Source organism: Pseudoalteromonas sp. CST2, from assembly GCF_028599385.1.
Classification (GTDB): domain Bacteria; phylum Pseudomonadota; class Gammaproteobacteria; order Enterobacterales; family Alteromonadaceae; genus Pseudoalteromonas; species Pseudoalteromonas atlantica.
This window is the reverse complement of record NZ_JAQREO010000004.1, coordinates 147,203-167,515: the sequence shown is the minus strand read 5'-3', so window position 1 is coordinate 167,515 and position 20,313 is coordinate 147,203. Positions and strand designations below refer to the sequence as shown.

General features: G+C 39.3%; 19 protein-coding genes and 1 tRNA gene. 5 read left to right on the top strand and 15 right to left on the bottom strand.

Annotation, left to right across the window (positions count from 1 at the left end):
- Positions 1-95: 95 nt before the first annotated feature.
- Positions 96-172: transfer RNA gene (locus tag PSH41_RS07670), tRNA-Met, on the bottom strand.
- A 377-nt stretch (positions 173-549) separates the two neighbouring features.
- On the opposite strand from PSH41_RS07670, the gene PSH41_RS07665 reads away from it, so the two are divergent.
- Together PSH41_RS07665 and PSH41_RS07660 are read left to right on the top strand one after the other, a co-directional pair.
- A complete protein-coding gene (locus PSH41_RS07665; RefSeq protein WP_273588969.1) occupies positions 550-1,011 on the top strand; it encodes a globin in 462 nt (153 codons plus the stop codon).
- A gap of 90 nt (positions 1,012-1,101) precedes the next feature.
- Positions 1,102-2,658, top strand: coding sequence for a cryptochrome/photolyase family protein (locus PSH41_RS07660; RefSeq protein WP_273588970.1), 1,557 nt, complete (start codon positions 1,102-1,104; stop codon positions 2,656-2,658).
- A 57-nt stretch (positions 2,659-2,715) separates the two neighbouring features.
- Here PSH41_RS07660 and PSH41_RS07655 read toward each other — a convergent pair whose 3' ends face one another.
- The 9 genes from PSH41_RS07655 to PSH41_RS07615 form a co-directional block, all read right to left on the bottom strand.
- A complete protein-coding gene (locus tag PSH41_RS07655) occupies positions 2,716-3,162 on the bottom strand; it encodes an Hsp20 family protein (RefSeq protein WP_004585880.1) in 447 nt (148 codons plus the stop codon).
- 247 nt (positions 3,163-3,409) lie between these two features.
- Positions 3,410-3,940 carry a peroxiredoxin-like family protein gene (locus PSH41_RS07650; protein WP_054982203.1) on the bottom strand — a complete coding sequence of 177 codons (531 nt, stop codon included), beginning with the start codon at positions 3,938-3,940 and terminating at the stop codon, positions 3,410-3,412.
- Positions 3,941-4,198: 258 nt separating this feature from the next.
- Entirely contained in the window at positions 4,199-5,593 is a 1,395-nt protein-coding gene (locus tag PSH41_RS07645) for a sigma-54-dependent transcriptional regulator (RefSeq protein WP_273588971.1), read from the bottom strand.
- 11 nt (positions 5,594-5,604) lie between these two features.
- The gene (locus PSH41_RS07640) at positions 5,605-5,976 is read right to left on the bottom strand and encodes an Hpt domain-containing protein (protein ID WP_138577442.1); all 372 of its coding nucleotides are present in this window, start codon (positions 5,974-5,976) and stop codon (positions 5,605-5,607) included.
- Between the two features lie 86 nt (positions 5,977-6,062).
- Positions 6,063-6,884 carry a putative bifunctional diguanylate cyclase/phosphodiesterase gene (locus PSH41_RS07635; RefSeq protein ID WP_223230600.1) on the bottom strand — a complete coding sequence of 274 codons (822 nt, stop codon included), beginning with the start codon at positions 6,882-6,884 and terminating at the stop codon, positions 6,063-6,065.
- A gap of 298 nt (positions 6,885-7,182) precedes the next feature.
- Positions 7,183-7,473: a hypothetical protein gene (locus tag PSH41_RS07630; RefSeq protein ID WP_024033795.1), complete on the bottom strand. Its 291-nt coding sequence runs from the start codon at positions 7,471-7,473 to the stop codon at positions 7,183-7,185.
- Positions 7,474-8,011: 538 nt separating this feature from the next.
- On the bottom strand, positions 8,012-10,831 hold the full coding sequence (locus tag PSH41_RS07625) for a PAS domain-containing protein (protein WP_273588972.1): 2,820 nt from the start codon (positions 10,829-10,831) through the stop codon (positions 8,012-8,014).
- Positions 10,824-11,420: an isochorismatase family cysteine hydrolase gene (locus PSH41_RS07620; protein ID WP_004585874.1), complete on the bottom strand. Its 597-nt coding sequence runs from the start codon at positions 11,418-11,420 to the stop codon at positions 10,824-10,826. The genes PSH41_RS07625 and PSH41_RS07620 overlap by 8 nt, the downstream gene beginning before the upstream one ends.
- Before the next feature lie 21 nt (positions 11,421-11,441).
- Positions 11,442-12,473, bottom strand: coding sequence for a response regulator (locus tag PSH41_RS07615; protein WP_273588973.1), 1,032 nt, complete (start codon positions 12,471-12,473; stop codon positions 11,442-11,444).
- A 261-nt stretch (positions 12,474-12,734) separates the two neighbouring features.
- On the opposite strand from PSH41_RS07615, the gene PSH41_RS07610 reads away from it, so the two are divergent.
- The 3 genes from PSH41_RS07610 (at position 12,735) to PSH41_RS07600 (ending at position 15,701) form a co-directional block, all read left to right on the top strand.
- The gene (locus tag PSH41_RS07610; protein WP_004587283.1) at positions 12,735-12,998 is read left to right on the top strand and encodes a GrxA family glutaredoxin; all 264 of its coding nucleotides are present in this window, start codon (positions 12,735-12,737) and stop codon (positions 12,996-12,998) included.
- A 162-nt stretch (positions 12,999-13,160) separates the two neighbouring features.
- On the top strand, positions 13,161-14,978 hold the full coding sequence (locus PSH41_RS07605; protein WP_004587284.1) for a DEAD/DEAH box helicase: 1,818 nt from the start codon (positions 13,161-13,163) through the stop codon (positions 14,976-14,978).
- Positions 14,979-15,365: 387 nt separating this feature from the next.
- On the top strand, positions 15,366-15,701 hold the full coding sequence (locus PSH41_RS07600; protein ID WP_273588974.1) for a hypothetical protein: 336 nt from the start codon (positions 15,366-15,368) through the stop codon (positions 15,699-15,701).
- A gap of 81 nt (positions 15,702-15,782) precedes the next feature.
- On the opposite strand, the gene PSH41_RS07595 is transcribed toward PSH41_RS07600, so the two are convergent.
- The 5 genes from PSH41_RS07595 to PSH41_RS07575 all read right to left on the bottom strand — a co-directional run bounded on the left by PSH41_RS07595 (position 15,783) and on the right by PSH41_RS07575 (position 20,194).
- Positions 15,783-17,339, bottom strand: coding sequence for an AbgT family transporter (locus PSH41_RS07595; protein WP_273588975.1), 1,557 nt, complete (start codon positions 17,337-17,339; stop codon positions 15,783-15,785).
- Positions 17,340-17,490: 151 nt separating this feature from the next.
- Positions 17,491-17,766: a YfcL family protein gene (locus tag PSH41_RS07590; RefSeq protein WP_004587288.1), complete on the bottom strand. Its 276-nt coding sequence runs from the start codon at positions 17,764-17,766 to the stop codon at positions 17,491-17,493.
- Positions 17,767-17,770: 4 nt separating this feature from the next.
- A complete protein-coding gene (locus tag PSH41_RS07585; RefSeq protein ID WP_096739922.1) occupies positions 17,771-18,901 on the bottom strand; it encodes an ATP-NAD kinase family protein in 1,131 nt (376 codons plus the stop codon).
- Positions 18,891-19,445, bottom strand: coding sequence for an elongation factor P hydroxylase (locus PSH41_RS07580; RefSeq protein WP_096739923.1), 555 nt, complete (start codon positions 19,443-19,445; stop codon positions 18,891-18,893). The genes PSH41_RS07585 and PSH41_RS07580 overlap by 11 nt, the downstream gene beginning before the upstream one ends.
- A 101-nt stretch (positions 19,446-19,546) precedes the next feature.
- Positions 19,547-20,194 carry a glutathione S-transferase family protein gene (locus PSH41_RS07575; RefSeq protein ID WP_024031892.1) on the bottom strand — a complete coding sequence of 216 codons (648 nt, stop codon included), beginning with the start codon at positions 20,192-20,194 and terminating at the stop codon, positions 19,547-19,549.
- Positions 20,195-20,313: the final 119 nt, after the last annotated feature.

Sequence of the window (20,313 nt, the reverse complement as noted above, 5' to 3'; positions counted from 1 at the left end):
ACTGACCAAATTAAACTACATTAGCTTAAACGCAAAACGCGCATTACTTAGAATGCGCGATATAGAATTAGTAAGGATATACCTACTATAAAAATTGGTTGCGGGAGCCGGATTTGAACCGACGACCTTCGGGTTATGAGCCCGACGAGCTACCAGGCTGCTCCATCCCGCGCCAATAGATATTAAACCTAAAATTCAATATCGCTGTTAGTGGTTAATCAACCGCTAAACAATGGCGGCTATTATAAGGATATACGGGGTAATTAGCAACCATAATAACTAATAAGTTTGATAAAATCAGTGACCCCCCATTTTAAGCTTCACCAGTATGTACTATGATTATGCAGACGTTAAAAATGGTAATCGTAACGTCACTAATATGTACGTAAAAAGCCATATATTCATAAATAAAATATCTAAAATTCATAAAACTGATACAATTTTGTGCTTTTTACGTTTAGATTACGTGCGATATTTGAGCAACGCACTATACTAAAAGCTCACCGATGTGGATAAAAATAAAAATTACAAAATTTAATGAGATTGCTAATGAATACTTATCAGCCACAGTTAATTAAAAGTTTGCATATAGTTAAGCCAAACTTTCATGCGTTTACCGCGCGCTTTCATGCAAAGCTTGAAGAGTCAAATATAACAATGCAGTACCCAAGTGCCGCTTATTTTAACGAAAAAAGTTATATTTTATATTGTGTTTTAGAACGTATAGTTAGGCATTTAGATAACCCATCTTCTGTTGCCCCATTTTTAACCTTTCACTTGCAATACTTAAAAAAGATGGGCGTTACACCAAAAGAAATATCGCTACTGTGCGATGCCTTTTACGATACCTTAAACGAGCACTTAGGGCGTTTATTCACCGCACAAACACAGTTTGCTTGGCAAAAAGCGCTTCGTTATTTTGAAAGTTTTACTAATACAACTTTGTTTAACAAAACAAATGTTATTTCGCTTGAGCAAAAAATCACTCAACTTCGCACAAGTAAGCTTTAAGTAATACAAGCTTTAGCTTTTATACACGTATGAGCAAACTACCTAGATCCACGTTGTCGCTTTTTACGTACAACTAAATTTAGGTGGTTTATGGCTCATTATAAAGTGTTGCGCCTAATTTTAGGTGATCAACTTAATGCTTCGCATTCGTGGTTTAAAGAAAAAGAGCCTGATACGCTTTATTTAATTGCCGAGTTAAAACAAGAAACCAATTACGTTAAGCACCATGTGCAAAAGTTATGTGCTTTTTTTTATGCGATGGAGCGTTTTGCTACAGCTTTACAAAGCGCGGATTACAGCACACTTCACCTTACCCTAGATGATACCCACCAAGACAAAACCTTACCTGATTTACTCACGCGCATAGCTAAACAGTATCGTTGCAGTGAAATACATTATCAATACCCTGATGAATTTCGTCTCAAAGCACAGCTAAGTAAATTTAAAAAAGAGTCTGATCTTCTTGTTAAAGCCTATGACACCGAGCATTTTATGCTGCCATTTGAACGTATTAACGAGCGGTTTGAAAAAAACAAACATGTGACTATGGAGCACTTTTATCGCGCTATGCGCAAGCAATACACTATTCTTATGGATGGGAGTAGCCCGCAAGGAGGTCAATGGAACTTTGATAGTAATAACAGAAACAAATTTAAAAAAGCAGATTTAAACGCTATCCCCCCGCCAAAATTATTTAATAACGATGTAAGCTCTATCATTAGCAGACTTAAAAAACATAACGTAAATTACTTTGGTGAAATAAATCCTCAGCAGCTGCCATGGCCGCTCACTCGCAAACAAGCCAAAACGTGTTTAGAGTATTTTTGTATCCACCTACTAAAAAATTTCGGCCAGTTTCAAGATGCAATGACCGACCAAGTTACAAATAACCCCAGCTTGTACCATAGCCGTTTATCATTTGCTTTAAACGCCAAGTTAATCCACCCGCTGTACGTTATTAGGCGTGTAATTGACGAATTTAATGCTCATCCCGACACAATTTCGATTTCTCAAGTAGAGGGCTTTGTTAGGCAAATCCTAGGTTGGCGTGAATATGTTCGCTGTATATATTGGGCAAACATGCCCGACTATGCACAAAAAAACCAATTACAGGCCAACCAGTCGTTACCAGGGTACTTTTGGCAGGGTAATGTAAAAATGAACTGTTTAAGCCATGCATTAACGCAGAGCTTAGACACCGCATACGCTCATCATATTCAAAGATTAATGATCATTGGTAATTTTTGTTTATTAACAGGCATCGACCCTAATGAAGTCGACCAGTGGTATTTAGGGGTTTATATTGATGCCATTGAATGGGTTGAAATGCCTAACACCCGTGGCATGAGCCAATTTGCAGATGATGCTATTATCGCCACTAAACCCTATGCAGCTAGTGGTAACTACATCAATAAAATGAGCGATTACTGCAAAAACTGTCATTATGATGTTAAGCAAAAAGTAGGTGAGAAGGCGTGTCCTTACAACAGCTTATATTGGCAATTTATGGATAAACACCGCGCATTACTTGAAAAAAACTCACGCATTGGCATGGTTTATAGAAACTGGGATAAACAAACACCCCAACTTCAACAGCAGACCTTAGCCCAAGCAAATTATTATTTAACGCATATAAACGAGTTATAAAAACGAAAAAGCCGCCTCAGTTGAGGCGGCTACAATCAGGGAAATGTTTATTAGCGATTATTTACCTTCGATTAGGTTTCCACCGCCAATTTCAATTTTACGAGGTTTAAGTGCTTCTGGGATTTCGCGCTCTAGATCAATGCTAAGCAGACCGTTGGCTAAATCGGCACCGAGTACTTTTACATGATCCCCAAGTTGAAACTTACGCTCAAAGTTACGTTCCGCAATACCTTGATGAATAAACTTGCGCTCTTCATTTTCATCTTTGTTTGGTTTAGTGCCTGCAACTTTTAAAGTGTTGTTCTCTGACTCAATGGTCAGTTCATTTTCACTAAAACCAGCAACGGCCATAGTGATTCTGTATTTGTCTTTATCTAGTGCTTCGATATTATAAGGAGGAAAGCTAGGCTGCTTGTCTGTACGAGCTGCCGCATCCATTAAAGATGCTAAATGATCAAAGCCGATGAATGAACGATAAAGTGGTGATAAGTCTACTGTACGCATAATAATATCCTCATATTTAAGCGATATAATGTTGTTACTTTTCGTTTGAACAAGTACAACATAATTAAATTAATAATATAAATTTCAATAACTTCTGTATTTTTTGGGACCCATCAGGCGTCCTCACTAAACTATTTATGGGCAGTAAAATAGTTTTCAAGTAATTAAATTAAAAAAAGTGAAAAAAAATAAAAAAGGGCACAAAAAAGTGCCCTCTTCGTATATTCATCAAATTACTCAATACACGTTACTTAATAAAAGTACCGCGAATTGGGTAGTCGTTTTCGCGTGAAAATTTAATACCGCCTAGCACCTGCTTAAGGCTTGGGCGAACAAATGGACTATTTGATTTATCAAGCATCTGTACTTGGTTATCTTCGTTTAAGACAATAATACAAGGCTCAGCAAATGGGTGATCTGTTTCAGCATCACTGCGCGGTTCACTAATGTATAAGCCTAAATCAGTCATTTGCTCAATGGTTAAATTGTAATAAAGAGGGAAATTTACGTCTATTTTTTCAAGATGCTTTTTAAGCTGCTCTTCGCTATCGCCACTTACTGCTACAACTTCTACACCTGCGCTGGCAAAATCGTCATGCATTGTTGCAAGCTCATTGAGTTGCTCGGTACATTTAGGGCAATGCTGGCCTCTGTACACCACTATCATTTTCCAAGGCTTGTCGCTTACGCGGTCAACTAAATTCACGTCATTGTTATCTAAATCGCTTACCACTAAAGGCTGCATTACACTCGCTGGCTGTAAATTAACGTTACTCATTATGATCTCCTTTTACTATTAAACTTAGGGTGTAGTAATAGAGCTTAGGGTATCTTTGTTTATTTCAACCATGAAAATGTAACTGAGAACGAAATGGCAGGCGGCTAGCTTTTATTAAGTAGCCTTGTTTAATGTGATTAGGAGAATTATAAGCTGTAAGCAGAATAATAAAATGTTAGATAAAACAGGCACCTTGCTCTTTTTAAGTAGCATTAGCACAGTATAAACACCAGGCAGGTGTAAGTAAGAAACGTAAAGCTAACTCCAACCTTTTATTTTTCTGTAAATAGTCGAGGCGCTTACGCCTAAATAGGCCGCAGCAAGTGGAATGTTATCATCGCATACGGCTATTGCCGACTCTATTGCCCTTTTTTCAACCTGCCAAAGGGGCTCTATGTCGTGTACGCCCATAAGCGAGTTAGTTTGTATTTGCTCTGCAGATTGAGACGAGCTGGTATTTTTGATTGGAATAGCAGAATTAACACCAAATGAGCTTGGCAACATATCTAACTCAACTACCTCACCCTCGTTGATAACAACGATATTTTCGATAACATTTTGCAGCTCACGGATATTACCTGGCCAATCGTAGTTGCAAAAAAGGTTTTCAACTTCTTTTGAAAAGCGATGGAATAACTTAGCGTTACTTTCACTTTTTTGCTTTAAAATATGCTTTGCAAGCAACATTATATCGCCAGCTCGCTCGCGTAGCGGAGGTAACTTTACAGGAATAACATTAAGCCTATAGTATAAATCTTCTCTAAAACGCCCTTCGGCAACTTCAACTACAGGGCTTCTATTTGTTGCACACACTAGCCTTACATTACTGTGTAAAACCTCGCTACTACCTACCCGATTAAACGCACCCGTTTGTAAAAAACGCAATAACTTAGCTTGTAGGTTGAGCTCCATTTCACACAGCTCATCTAAAAATAAAGTACCACCGTTTGCAACTTCTACAGCCCCTTTCCTGTCACTTAGCGCTCCGCTAAAGGCCCCTTTTACATGGCCAAAAAACTCTGACTCAAATAACTCTCCTGGAATAGCAGCACAGTTAATTGCAATAAATGGCCCTTCACTTCGTGGGCTAGTGTCGTGCAAAGTTTGCGCGCACACCTCTTTACCTGTGCCACTCTCACCGGTAATAAAAACACATGCTTTGCTTCGTGCTGCACTATCTAAAAGCCTAAACACCGTTTGCATTGCTAACGATTCACCAATAAACCCGGAAGTGTTTTGCGCTTTTTGTTCTTGAATTTTAACTGCAGGAGGTGCTTTTTGCGAAAGCGCGCTATCTACGGCGCTCACTAAGCGCTGGCCTGAAAACGGTTTTTCTAAAAAATCAAAACCACCTAAACGCATTGCCTCTACTGCAACATCAATAGAGCTATTTGAGGTGATCATGACTACGTTAGCGGGCTTTTCTTGCTTTTTAACAAACTGCAGCACTTCTAAGCCACTAATATCGGGTAAACAAACATCTTGGACAATGACATCAGGCATCATCTCTTTTATACCTACCAAGGCCGAGTAGCCATCGGTAAAGTGTTTACATTCGTGCCCTGCTTGCTCTAATTGACTCGCATAAAGAGCCCCGCTTGCAATGCTGTCTTCTACTATGTAAACCAGTGATTTTTTTTGAGAATCGTTCATGGCAGAGCCTTTTAGGTAATATTATTAGCAATAACTTGGTATGCAGCGTGGGTTTTTTCTAGATTATGTTGAACGATCTGAGCAGCGTGAATATTTTCTTCAATGGTAACGGGGGGGTAATCATGTAATTGACTGGCAAGGGCTGCCAAAGTTAATGCGCCATATAGCGCCGCAGAATTTTTAAGTACGTGCATTATATCTTTAATATTATCTTCATCTTGCTCATCAATTGCATTTTTAAGACGAACTCGCATTTCTTCTAATTCATTAATAAATAAGTTTACCAGCCTTACTAAAGTGAGTGAGCCAACATCTTGCTCTAATTGCGCTAGCACATGAGCTTGAGTGATGGTGTTATCAATATATTCTTCAGGTATTGGCATATTAGGCCTTTATTTATTATTGTGATACGAAGCTTTATACATTTAGAGTAAGTCGTTTTTCGCATTTTGCAAATCTGAACATTAAGTTAAGTGTACATTTTTACCCATGTCGCCGTATTATTAGCTAAACTGCTTGGTCTTCCGAGTAAGTAACCTTGTGCTACATCACACCCTAGCTGCTCTAATATTTGTAATTGCTCGCGCTGTTCAATCCCCTCAGCAATGGTTTCTAACCCGAGTCTTTGCGCCATAGCAATAATTGCGCTACACAGGGTAAAGTCTTCATTGTTCGTTGTAATGCCACTTATAAAGCTGCGATCTATTTTTAGCCCATCAATATTAAACTGCCTTAAAAGGCCTAAAGAGGCATAGCCCGTTCCAAAATCGTCTAGCCAAATTTTTACCCCTTCTTTATGAAAATGCTCAAATGTTTTAGCAATACGCTGCGGACTTTTTATTAATGCTGTTTCTGTTAATTCTACTTTTATGGCTGCGGGGTCTATTTTATACTTATCAAGTAAGCTCATTACTTTAGAAAACACATCCCCTTCAATAATTTGTACCGGCGAAATATTCAATGAAATAGTTATATCATTCATACCTATTTTTCTCATTTGGCTTAAATCGCTTAGGGTTTGCTTAAAAATCCAATCACCTAAATCTAAAATCATACCTGACTGTTCTACATGCGGAATAAATTCATCTGGGCCAACAACACCATAGCGTGAAGATTCGCAGCGCACTAATGATTCAAAGCCAACTAATTGCCCACTTGTTAAAGATACAAGCGGCTGGTACACCATATTAAAACAATGGTTTTTCATTGCATGAGCCATAATTTGCTCAAGTTCATGCCAGCGTGCAATGTTGACCGTATTGATAGGCTCTAAACTTTTAAAAGCATTCATAAATTTCTCCACAAATAAGGGCTCACCGTAAGCTTGTTACATAAATTGCAAATTGCAGACCAAAACGCCCCGTCAAAATAAAAAATAAACACATAAAATTCAATTAGTTAAAAGCGGGCTGTTAGTCTAAAATTATTGATAGGTATATTTGCATTTTGCAAATCACACTGACACGCAAGCTGATTTAAAGTGGGAGCAGGAGTAAGCGATGGTTTGGGTATAAAGTGGCTTTAAAAATAAAAAGGCTGACCTAATTGCTTAGAGTCAGCCGAAATAAATACTAAAGGAGAAGTATTGTTTAGTTGTTTAAACCTTGTGTGCCTGATTGGGCAGATTGCTCATCTATGTTTTGAGCGTAGTTTAATGTGTTGCTTTCAATAGTGGCATTATCTAAATCACTATTACTAAATTTATTGGTGAACATCTCTGTATTACCTTTATTAACAGGTTCAATAGTAACGGTGCCTCGCAGCGCTGTTGCACCAACAATAACAGCTGCAACAATAATAATAGACAGCACCATTAACTCTGGAGTAAGAACAAAAGACATTTTTTTTGGTTGCTGTTTAACTTTAGTATTAGTTTGCATAATGGACACCCTTAAAATTTATTTAACTACTTAGCAAATTTATATCAATGATAACTTCGCTCTACTTGGTGTTTATATTGCGAAAGCCATGCCATAATAAATTTAATGATGATAAAAAATTTAAGTCTTTATAAATCAATGGGTAAATGAATTACTTTGATAGGGAGAATAAAAAATAGCTGAGCGGATATTTGCATTATGAGATTCAATTTCATTTTGATTTGCAAAATGCAAACCAATTTAAAAATAATCATTAAGAACCAACCCGAAAAAAATTTAAAATCAAAAAGAACTAGTATTTTAGTGCTATTTAATAATTTTTTAATACATTAAGGCTTTTTAGGCAGTAAAAGTAATTGACTACGCAATACTCAATCGCCACCGCTTTTTTGAGAAAACAGTCAATTTTAACCTTTTGAGGTTAAATTTTTGCTAAACCCACTATTTATGTTTATTTACTTAACAACTAAAAACTTTAATCACAAATACCTTAAGGCCATCTATAACTATTTACCTAAAAGCACGGTTGCATTGCTTGTTACTTTAATAATGACCAAATTTCGTTAATGCGCTCTAACTTAGAGTGTTTAGCGTCATTAAGTTTTGGTAAGTATTGATTTAAGAGCAAATTGAGTTTTTCGCTAATAATTGGTTTAGCTAAATAGTCATTCATTCCTGCTTTAATAAAACGCTCTTTATCACCATGAATCGCATTCGCTGTTAACGCTATAATAGGGGTGACAATAGCTAACTCTCTGATTTTTTTAGTGGCAGAAATACCGTCTAAAATTGGCATTTGAATATCCATAAATATTAAATCTATTGTTTGCGTTTTAACTTTTTCAATCGCCTCTTGCCCATTACTGGCTATTTTAACTAAGCACCCTTGCTGCTCTAAAAATTGCTGAATCACAATTTGGTTATTTTTATTGTCTTCAACCACGAGTACGTGCGTACCTTTAAATGGCTGAGCATTAATAGTGGCTGTGTTTAGTGTGGTTTCTTTTTTATTAGTAAAAATAATATCAAGATGAAAAAGCTCTTCCTCAAGCGCAGCAATCGCTCTGGGTAAATGCGAAGGCTTAAAAGGCCCATTAAACATCAACATACCAGAGCTCGGCGCCTCTGTTTTTTGGTTTTTACCCAGTAGGTCTATGAGTAATAAACACGGTTTATTTAGGCTCTTGTAACTTTTTAAAAATTGTTGCGCTGCGTCTAAATCGGCTTTATTAGTGGTAACAATAGCGTCGGGCGTATCGATACTGTCTAGCTTTTCGATGTTTTCAAGGCGTGAAAAATCTATCGAATGGCGAGTAAGCATATGCTCTACCGCCTTGTTTAATGGCAAGTTTTTACTTATCACACACACATAGGGCTTTTTAGTTCTGGCAGAAAAGCCTTCTCTTTGCACCTGCTCGCTTGTATCTATTAATAAAGGGTAATTCACAATAAATTCACTCCCTTTACCAAACTGCGAGTTAACAGTAATGCTGCCCCCTGCAGCATCACATATTTGCTTACATATGGCTAAACCTAAGCCACTGCCGCCATATTCCCGAGTGATAGAGTTATCCGATTGTATAAACGGCTTAAACATACTCTCGAGCTTGTTTTGCGCAATGCCTATTCCTGTATCTTTAAAGCTAAGCTGCAACGTAAATTTATTATTTTCAAACTCAACACACTGTGCTGTCACTATAAGTGAACCCTTTTGAGTAAACTTAATGGCATTGGAGAGTAAATTTATTGCAATTTGCCTAATACGACCATGATCGCCCACCACCTGCGCAGGAACATCAGGGTGCAGATCAAAAATAAGTTCGAGGCCTTTTTGCACGGCGCTTTCACTTACAATATCAATAGCTTCTTCTAAGCAAATATCGAGGCTAAATGGCTGATTATCTATTGAGATTGCTTGCGCTTCAAAGCGTGAGTAGGTCAGCACGTCATCTAAAATACTCAATAATGCATCTGAACTTGTTTTAATCATTTGGGTGTAACGTTTTTGATCTGTTGTAAGCCCCGTGTCGTGTAAGATATCTGCACAGCCAATCACTGCATTTAAAGGTGTGCGTATTTCATGGCTTATATTGGCCATAAAGCGACTTTTAGACTCAGCCAACGATTCAGCCTGGTGCTTAGCATCTAAGAGTATTTGTTCAGCTATCACACGTTCTTGAATATCAACCACGGTCGCCGCTATAGACGTTAAGTGTGTGCCATTAAATGAAGTAATGGGTGTGAGGGTCATTTCAACCCAATTTGGCTCATTAAGCGCATTGGTTAACCTAATATCTAAACGTTTAACTTCTCGGTTGCCACTACTGTAGCCTGTAAGTGCAGTATTTAGCTTTTCCACATCCTCGCCCATTACAAAATTAGCAATGGGTAAGCCAAGGTGTTTATTTATGTCTGTTTGGAAAAAATCTTGCCATGCTTTGTTCATAAACAATAACCCGCCCTGCGCATCTAACCTCAATACAATATCAGGGATGTTATCGACCACAGAGTGGTAGTTATATTCTATTTCTGCTATGGCTTGTTCAGCTTTTACACGCTGGGTAATGTTGGTTTCTATGGCTATAAAATGCTTAACATTACCGTCATCATCCTTTACAGGGGTAGCATCAATAGCAACCCAGTATTCGTTTTTATTTTTATCATAATTAACGGTTTCTATTTGAAAAGGCTCGGCATTTTTAATCGCTTTAGCCATTAACTGGCGCGACTCTAGGCTGGTTTTAGGCCCTTGCAACAGTTTACCGGGGCTAAGCCCGATGACTTCTTCACATTTATAACTAGTAAGCGTTTCAAAGCTTTTATTAACCCATTCTATTTTGCCAAATCGGTCGGTAATTATAACTAAATTATTGGTGTGGCTTGCCACTAACGAAAGTCGCTTAGCGTACTCTTGTTGCTGGGTGAGTAAGTATTGGTAATCTTTATGTCGTTGAATGTCGTGTAACGAGCCAATAAACCCGCCGCTATCGTCGCAGGCCAAGCGCATTTCAAACCAGTTAGTAAGGCCGTCATTATTTTTTACTTGCAGCTCTATACTGGCACTAAAAACGCCTTCAAAAATAGACTCAATATACGCTGACAGCTTTAACGAGTCTTTGGTCTCTAACAGAGATGTGATTTTTTTACCTATGAGCATGGCCGGCGTAAAACCCAACTTATTAAGCCATGCTTCGTTCACGTAGCTAAACACTAAATGTTTATCACATTCAAATACACACTCATCAAGTAAGGCAAGTAACTTAGTTTGCCTGCGGGTGTTTGCAGAAAGCTGCTCTATTAGCGCGTAATGAACTTGTACTTGTAGCTCGTCTTTTTCTTCCATATGCGCCTCATTCATTTACTAATTCTGTATGGCTGCACACCTTGGCATAAAGCGGAAAAACCTCTTCACAGTAAAATGATTGCTCAAACGGCGTTCTGCTTGATGTGCAGTCATTAAGTACCGTTACATTAAAGCCAAGCTCTACAGCAGAGCGCGCCGTAGAGTCAATGCAAATAGAGGTCACCGTGCCTGCTAAAACAATGTTAGTGATGCCATTTTTGTTAAGCACATTTGCAAGCTCTGTATGAGTAAACGCATTTAACCCGCGTTTACCGGGTATTTGCATAATCCGTTTGCCATATTTATCAAATTCTTTAATGCCTTGAGCACCATAAGAGTCGGCTTTAAAAGCCCCTACTTCGGCAATCACTTTTAAAATACCAATTGGGTTTTTAAGCTCGCTATAATCTTGTGTAAAGTGAATAGGCGTACTGAGCACTAATGCAAATTTATCTATGTACTTGTCGAGCAGCGCTAACGTGTTATTTACCACGCCGGTTACTCTTGATGACTCTTCAACCACTTGGTATAAAATGCCATCAGGCGAAAAGTAATCATTTTGAAAACCAATGAGCAGCAAAGCTGTTTTTGATAAATCGTTCATAACGTCCTCCTAAACGGGCCTTTAGGCAGCTTGCCAAGGCTTAATAAACTCTTCTAATACAGCTTTTGTTACCGGTTTTTGAAGATAGTGCGTCACCCCTTTTTCGAACAACTGAGCAATTTGTTGCTCCTCAGTAATGCCCGTTAAAATAACTTTTGGCGTGTTATCGTTTGGGGTGTTTTGTTTAATGAGCTGCTGAGCTACATCACTGCCAAACATACCTGGCATACGCTCATCCAACAGCAGTAAATCGAAAGGTTCTTGCTGGGCAATAAGTAAGGCACTTGAGCCATTTTCTGCACAGGTTACTGCGCAGCCAAGCATTTCAAGCATGACTTTGGTCGCAACTTGGCTTGGCAAGCTGTCATCAGCAACCAATACAGATAATTTGCTGTGGGTATTTAAATTATTAACCGCATTTACTAAGTCAGTATCAAAAAACGGCCACGCCAATACAGGTTGAGAAATAGCGTGATGGCTTTGCAGCTCACTGAGCGCATCAAATGCGCAAATTTTTATACTCTGAGACGCCCCATTATTTAAAAAATTACTCGCAAGTTGCTCTGCAGATAGGTGACGCGCATCTTCAATTTTTAAAGCGTTGGTGTGGTTGCTGTCGGCGAGTTTTAAACCATAGTTTTGCGCACTTAAATTAACTAGGTAATGAATACTTTGCTCTAAGTCGACTTTACTATTAGCTGCGCTAATAAGCTCTTTGTTTGTATCTACCGCTGAAATTGGCTCACGGGTTGCAAGTAAACCGTGTATATCAATGGTGTGCATTTGAGGATTCGAATCTACCCAGTAATTTAAATTAATGCCCTGTAAATTGGCCTCTACTGTTAGCAAAAAATGGCTTTTAGCGGCTTTTAGCGAAGGCAAAATAAACGCTTCACACTGGATAATCATTTGCTCAGGAGACACCTGTAAACAAATATAATTACACTGTAATTTGTTGATGAGTGTAATTGCCACATTTGTGTTGTCTGCTTTGCAAAAGCGGGCAATTACCCCTTGAATAATTTCTAAAACATGGCTGTTATTACTCATCATCGTTCCTAATAAGAATGGCTCTGTAGTTAAATATCAATTTACATGCCACTTGCAGCGTCTTTACTAATACGATGAATTCATTAAATTTAAAAATTACACATCCTTTGCATAAATGCGCTTTTGCAAATTGCAATTCAAAATGCATGGCAAATGAGTAATTAAGCGAGTTAACAGTAAAACAGAATTAACCAATCGATTTTTTGCGCTTTAAATTATTAATTAATCGTTTAATATGAACCCAACTAAATTGAGGAGAGTATTATGCTTACAGTAATTTTTGGCCGCGAAGGCTGTCCATTTTGTGTACGTGCTAAAGACGTTGCCGAGCAACTATCAAATGAGCGTGATGATTTTAAGTTTCGTTACATCGATATTATCAAAGAAGGCATTAGCAAAGCGGATTTAGAAAAGTCTGCAGGAAAACCATGCCCAACTGTGCCGCAAATTTTTGTAGATCAAACTCACATTGGTGGATTTACTGAATTTGAAGCTTACGCAAAAGAAAATCTAGGCCTATATAAATAACGCTTTGTATATAGCTTGTTAACCAGTTTAAAAAATCAAAAATTTAAACTGGTTGAATTTCGACCAACATCAAGCACATACAAATTAGTTGTAATTTATACAAGCAATTGCCTCGTATTTCCTATACAATGCGCGCCTCTTTAAATTCGTTGAGGCGTATTAATGTCAGAACCAGTCACGTTTGAATCTCTAAATCTTTCTCCTGCAATTTTAAAGGCAGTTGAAGAGTTGGGTTACAAGACACCATCTGAAATCCAAGCTCAATGTATACCGTTATTGCTAGAAAGAAAGGACGTACTGGGACTAGCACAAACGGGTACAGGTAAAACTGCAGCATTTGCACTGCCGTTACTAAACAATATTGACCCGTCTGTGAAACAGCCACAGATCCTTGTACTCACACCTACACGTGAGCTTGCGATCCAAGTTGCTGAGGCATTTGAACAATATGCAAAAGGTACTCGTGGTGTTGAAGTATTAGCACTGTACGGTGGCCAAAGCTACAGCATTCAATTAAGCGCACTTCGTCGTGGCGCACAAATTATTGTTGCTACTCCGGGTCGATTAATCGATCACATAAACCGTGGCACTATCAAGTTTGATGCTTTACAAGCACTTGTACTTGATGAAGCCGATGAAATGTTACGTATGGGCTTTATCGATGATGTTGAAAACATCATGGAAAAAACACCGCGCGAAAAGCAAACATGTCTTTTCTCTGCGACCATGCCTAAGCAAATTCAAAACATCAGCAGCAAATATATGAATAACCCTGAACAGGTTCATATTTCTGCGCGTAACTCAACTGTATCATCTGTTGAGCAAGTGTTTTGGAATGCACACGTACATAAAAACAAAGCCATTGTTCGTTTCTTAGAAGCAGAGCAATACGAAGGTGCTATTGTTTTCGTACGTACACGTAACGACACAGTGCAACTTGCTGAGTTACTAGAGCGCGAAGGTTTCTCTGCTGCGCCACTCAATGGTGACATGAACCAGCAAGCACGTGAACGCACGGTAGATCGCTTAAAAAGCGGTATGCTAAACGTTGTTATTGCAACAGACGTAGCAGCACGTGGTCTTGATGTAGACCGTTTAAGCTTAGTTATCAACTACGATATTCCACAAGACTCAGAAGCCTACGTTCACCGTATCGGTCGTACAGGTCGTGCTGGTCGTACTGGTAAAGCAATTTTATTTGTTAAGCATAACGAGCGTTATTTACTTAAAAATATCATTCGTCATACTAAGTCTGAAATTGCACAGGTTGAGCTACCTACAGCTAAAGTAGTTGAAGAAAAACGTATTAATGCGTTAAAAGAAAAGCTTACGCTTGCTCTTGAAAACAAAGACATTACGTTCTTCAATGAAGTTGCTGCTAGCATGGCGCAAAAACTAGACTTATCTTTAGAAGACCTAGCGGGTGCGTTACTGTGTTTAGCACAGCAACAGTCGCCAATTAAAGTTGAAGAAGTTAAGATTCAACCTCGCAACGAGCGTAATACACGTAACGAGCGTGGCGATCGTAATGACCGTCGTCGTAACGAACGTGGTGACCGCCCTGAGCGTAAACCTCGCGAGCGTAACAGCCGCGATGCAGGCCCTATGGATACTTACCGTATCGAAGTGGGTCGTGAGCACGGTGTACAGGTTAAAAACATCGTTGGCGCGATTGCTAACGAAGCTGATATCTCAAGCAAGTTTATTGGTGACATTCGTCTACACGACAGTCACAGTACGGTTCAATTACCGCAAAACATGCCTAAAGATGTACTTGATCACTTCCAAAAAGTGTTTATTTGTAAACGCCCAATGGGTATGACACTAACACAAGATCAAGGCCCAGCTGAGCCACGTGGTGAACGCGCTGAGCGCCCAAGTGGTGATAAAAAGCGTAGCTTTAACAAAGACAACCAACGCGGTGATAAACGTGGCGGTCCTCGTAAAGAACGTCGCCCTGTGAGCTTCACATCTAACTAAGCTTTATAGCTTACGTTATAAAAAACCTTGCCACGAAAGTGCCAAGGTTTTTTTGTTTTAAAGCCACTGCTTTTGAAAAAAATAAAAATTCTGTAAACTAAGAAAAAACTATAATTCACGGATGAATTCACATTGAAAAAGTATTATGACAACTTGCTCTTTGCAGCAATAATAAGCTTTCCAATACTGAGCATTGCCATGCTTATGTTAATGGATTTTACCGATCCGCCATTTATCGAAAATAAAATTTATGAGGCTATTTTTTATATAGCGCTGCCTATTTTTTGCGGGGCATCATTTATCTATCTCCATGTACTTGTAATCAAAAAATATAGACGCTGCAGTGACTATAGAGAGCGCCTTAAAGATAGCTTTTCAGATACAAAAATGAAGTTATCATTAATCTTCACCTACCCATTACTCCCTTTGTTAATCTATGCAACTCTCTATTTTATACTCTCTGCCCCCATTGAGTTATGGGCTTACTACACGCAAGGCGATTATTGGTATAAGGAATATATCCTCACTGATGTACAAGAATGTGGGTCTGATTATGAAGATAGTTGTACTCGTTTATACTTTAAAGACCCTACAACTAACAAAACGCACGACTTTAGATGGTACGACGATAAATCTACAATAATGAATAACAAAAACGATTATGTGTATATTGTTGGTGAGGCCAGTTTATTTGGCTATATAGTGAGAGAATTAGAAAGGTAATTAACACTACTTTTTACATTACTGCATTTTTATATAAAAAACCTCACTCCAGTGAGTGAGGTTCATAAATTAAGGTTTAAGTTAAGGTAACGCCGGATAAACGTAACTCGCATCTAACCCTAACGGAATACCGAGTGCCCAATACCCTAGCAAGAAAATACTCCAGCCAATCATAAACGCGATTGAGTAAGGGATCATAAGCGCGATGAGCGTGCCTATACCGGTATCTTTTACGTACTTTTGGCAGTACACCACAACCAATGGGAAATACGGCATGAGTGGCGTAATTATGTTTGAGCTAGAATCCCCTATTCTGTAAGCCGCTTGGGTTAAATCGGGTGATATACCTAGTTGCATTAACATTGGTACAAAAATAGGCCCTAGTAATGCCCATTTTGCTGAGCTTGAGCCAACGAACAAGTTTACAAAGCCGGTTAAAAATATAATACCCATAACTGTTACGGCGCTGGGCAACTCCATTGCTTTTAAAAGCTGCGCCCCTTCAATGGCCATTAATGCCCCTAAGTTAGACTTAGAAAACGCAGCAATAAATAACGCACAAAAGAACGCCATTACAATGTAATAAGCCATGCCACTCATCGCGGTACTCATCGCATCTATCATATCTTTTGAGGTTTTAAAGGTACCAACGGTAAAACCATACACGGCACCGGGTATCCAAAATAATAAAAAGATTAAAGGCACGATAGATTGCATCAGGGGCGATCTAAAATTAGTTAGTGAGCCATCAGCACTGCGCATTGCTGAATCGGCAGGAGCGGATACAAATGCAAGTAAAGCAAGTCCTGCAATCATTACGCTACTGGCTATAAAAAAAGCACGTTTTTCATCACTTTTAGCTTCATCAAACGCGGGTAAGTTTTGGGTGTCTTCATTAAGTGCTGTGTTTTTTAACCGAGGCTCTATTATTTTGTCAGTGATATACCAGCCTAATAACACAATAAATAAACTCGAGGCAGAAGTGAACGCCCAGTTATTAAGGGGGTTAATCGACATATCGGGGTTAATAATTTGCGCTGCACTTTGGGTAAAGCTTTGCAGTAATGGGTCTATTCCTGATGGGATAAAGTTAGCGCCAAATCCACCACTCACACCAGCAAATGCGGCTGCAATACCCGCTAATGGGTGTCGCCCTGCGGCAAAGAAAATAACACCCGCTAATGGGATCACTAATACGTAGCCAGCATCGGTTGCTGTATGGCTTACAATAGCTACCAAAATGACTGAAGGGGTTAGCAGTTGCCTTGGGGTAACTTTAAGCATTAGCTTAAGGCCTGTATTGATATAACCCGAGTGCTCAGCCACTCCCACACCTAACATGGCAACCAGTACCACCCCTAGCGGTGCAAAGCCTGTAAAGGTTTTTACCATGGAAGATAAAAACGAGGCGAGTGAGTCGCCCTCTAATAGGTTATTTACAACAATGGCTTGGCCTGTCCGTGGGTCTAACGCGTCAAAGCTCACCCCCGACAGTAACCACGAGCACAACCAAATAAGTAACATAGCGAATAAGAAAATAATCGCCGGATCGGGAAGTTTGTTACCAACTCGCTCCACAAAGTTTAAAAAACGTGCGATTAACCCTGTAGGTACCGCAGCTTGATTATTATTGTTCATTTAAAGCTCCCAAAATAGGTTTAAGTAACAATATACTATTAATGTGTAACAGTAAATTAACTAATAAATCTATTATGGGCACAAATAGAGCATAAAAAAACGCGGCTTCATTATCGTCGCCGCGTTTTCATAATTGTGAACTAAACATCGGTTAAGCGAGGGCTTTCACTTCTTCCCAAAGCCTAACAACCAAGGTTTTATCTTCTTCGTTTAGCTCGCCATTGCGGTATGCTTTTACTAAGCTTTGTTCCACGGTTTCGTTGAGCTCATCAATAGAAATTGTCAGCTCTTCTACTTCTGCATAACCTACGGCAAGGTCGTAATGTCCGCGCAAGTAACCACCAGCGAACAGCTCATCATCTGTTGCTTTAATTACTAAATCATCAAAGTATTGCTGCGCAGCATCAATATAATTCACTAAACTCATTGTGTTACTTCTCCTGGTTTTCATAACCGACAGCATACATAATATGGTCGTTATAGCCGGTGGTTACTTTAATGTAACCTGTTAATTCATCATCTAAAGCGCTGTCGCCGGTGTCACAAATAAGTGGACGCCCGTTCAACGCGTGTAATTTGGTTTTAGTTGCCACCACAATAATGTTTTCTTTGCCAATGGTGCGAATAAGCTCAGGGCTTAGCTGCTGATTCCCTCGACCAAAAATATGGCCTTGCCCGCCTATTAATGTAATAACTAATTGAGTAGCTTGCCCGTGCGTGTACTCAAGTAGCTGTTTAGCAGTTAAGTCTTGCGCAACTAGGGTTTGATCTTTAATTAAATCTACGCCTAATAAAGTATTATCTAGCCCCATTTCTTGCATTATTGCTTCAACAGTTGAGCCACTACCCATAATGTAATAGGTGTCTTCATCCATTTCGCTCACCACATGCGCTGCAATGTCGGCAAGTACTAATTCATCTGTTTCTTTACCACCATTTTTAACCGCTTGTACATAACGTACTTCGCTTGGTATTTGCATTTCACCGTAGCGCTTAGCTTTTACGGTGCCTTGCCTAAACGCCTCTTCATCAATATCCATTACATCGGCATCTGCAAGTGTAACTAGCTCGCCTTTTACTAGCATTTCTACTACGCGCCCTGCTGCTTTAGGTGTAATTGCATATACGCCAGAGTGAATTTTACAGCCAGCAGGTATACCCAGCACTGGTACGGTATCTTCTATGGCATGACAAATATTGCGCGCAGTACCATCGCCACCAGCAAACAGGACTAAATCTACGCCTAAATTTTTAAGTAGCTTTGCGCTAGCCTCTGTATCATCAGCGCTTGTTACGGTATTGGCGGTATAAACTACCTCAACAGTAAAGCCTAGTGCGCGTGCTGCTTTTTCGCCCATATCGCCATTTACAGTATAAATTGTTAACTGCTCTTTATAGGGTACAAGTACTTCTAGGGCTGCCTGTGTGCGGCTGTTAGCTTTGGCTTGCGCACCCAGCTCAATTGCTTTTGCAGCAGTGTTTTCGCCATCACTGCCTTTTAAAGCAACGCTGCCACCAAGTCCTGCAACAGGGTTAATAATTAAGCCTAACTTAAACTGCATTTTGTAACTCCTGAGGGTGGTGCCAATTAAATTGTTGAGCGGTTAACGGCCACGGTGTTTTATAAAAATCACTTAACGCTTTTAATAATGCATGGGTACGTGCGTTAACTCCCTGCTCTAATAACATTAATACTTGCTGGTGTACTCGCGCCTGAAAATCAAACCGGCAATTTTGCTCGCCGTTCAAGTTATCTACCGACACATTAAAATCAAAGCCAGCAGCGGTGCTGAGCAGCCACTCTATGGCTTGTGGTTTTATTTCTACGTTTTCAAATTCAGCTTGCTGGTGTTTATCTCGCCCATCTGGGCAGTACCAATACCCATAATCTTCAAGCTCTCTGCGTTTATTGCCAGCCACTAACCAATGCGCTATTTCATGTAGGGCACTGGCGTAAAAGCCGTGGGCAAATACAATTTGATTAAAACCATGGGTATTATTGGCAGGTAGATAAACAGGCTCATCATCGCCTTTTACTAAGCGAGTGTTATGGCTTTGATAAAAAACACTATCGAAAATAGATATAAGATCGGCTATATGATGCATAAAAACTGATTAATTCGTCTCGGTTACAGCGCAAAATTAGCGCACTAAAAACGAGACGAATTGTACGGGCTTTTACCTTTAAAGTAAAAGTGATGAGCGAGTTATACCTCTACTCCCGCCTCATCGCACTGCACTATATCGGTTTCTTTAAGTGCTTGGGTTATCCACTTTTGCAAAACAGGGCAACGCATCACAAAATCACAATACTGCTGCGCCGCTGGGGATAAGGTAATCTGATACGTTTTTAAACGAAGTACAATGGGGGCGTACATCGCATCGGCAATACTAAAGTCGCCAAAAAACCATTCATTAGGAAACATATCTTGCTGCTGGGAAAATATCTCATCAATACGTTGAATATCTTTTAGTGCAGCACTTGAAAGCGTTACTTTACGTGTGGCTCTTATATTCATCGGCATTTCGTTTCTCAGTGCCATAAAGCCGGCATGCATTTCAGCGCTTAATGCGCGCGCTGTAGCTCGCTGAGTAATATATTTAGGCCACCCTGCTCCCGATAAATGGGCATCGTTAATATATTCACAAATTGCGAGCGAGTCCCACACTTGCAAATCACCATCAATTAACGCCGGCACTTTTTGAACGTGGAAGTGTTGTTTTAGTTCGTCGTAAAAGTCACTGGTGTCGAGCACAAGCTGGGTTTCGTCAAACGGGACATCAAATTTACTCATTAAATACCATGCGCGTAATGACCAGCTAGAATAGTTTTTATTACCGATAAATAATTGCATTTTGTATATACCAAAGTGAATAGGCTTCCCTACCTTACTAGGTGATTAAACAACCAACAACACTTTGTTTTTTATTCTTAATGCTAAATTTAAAGCCTCTAAAATAAACAGTATTACTA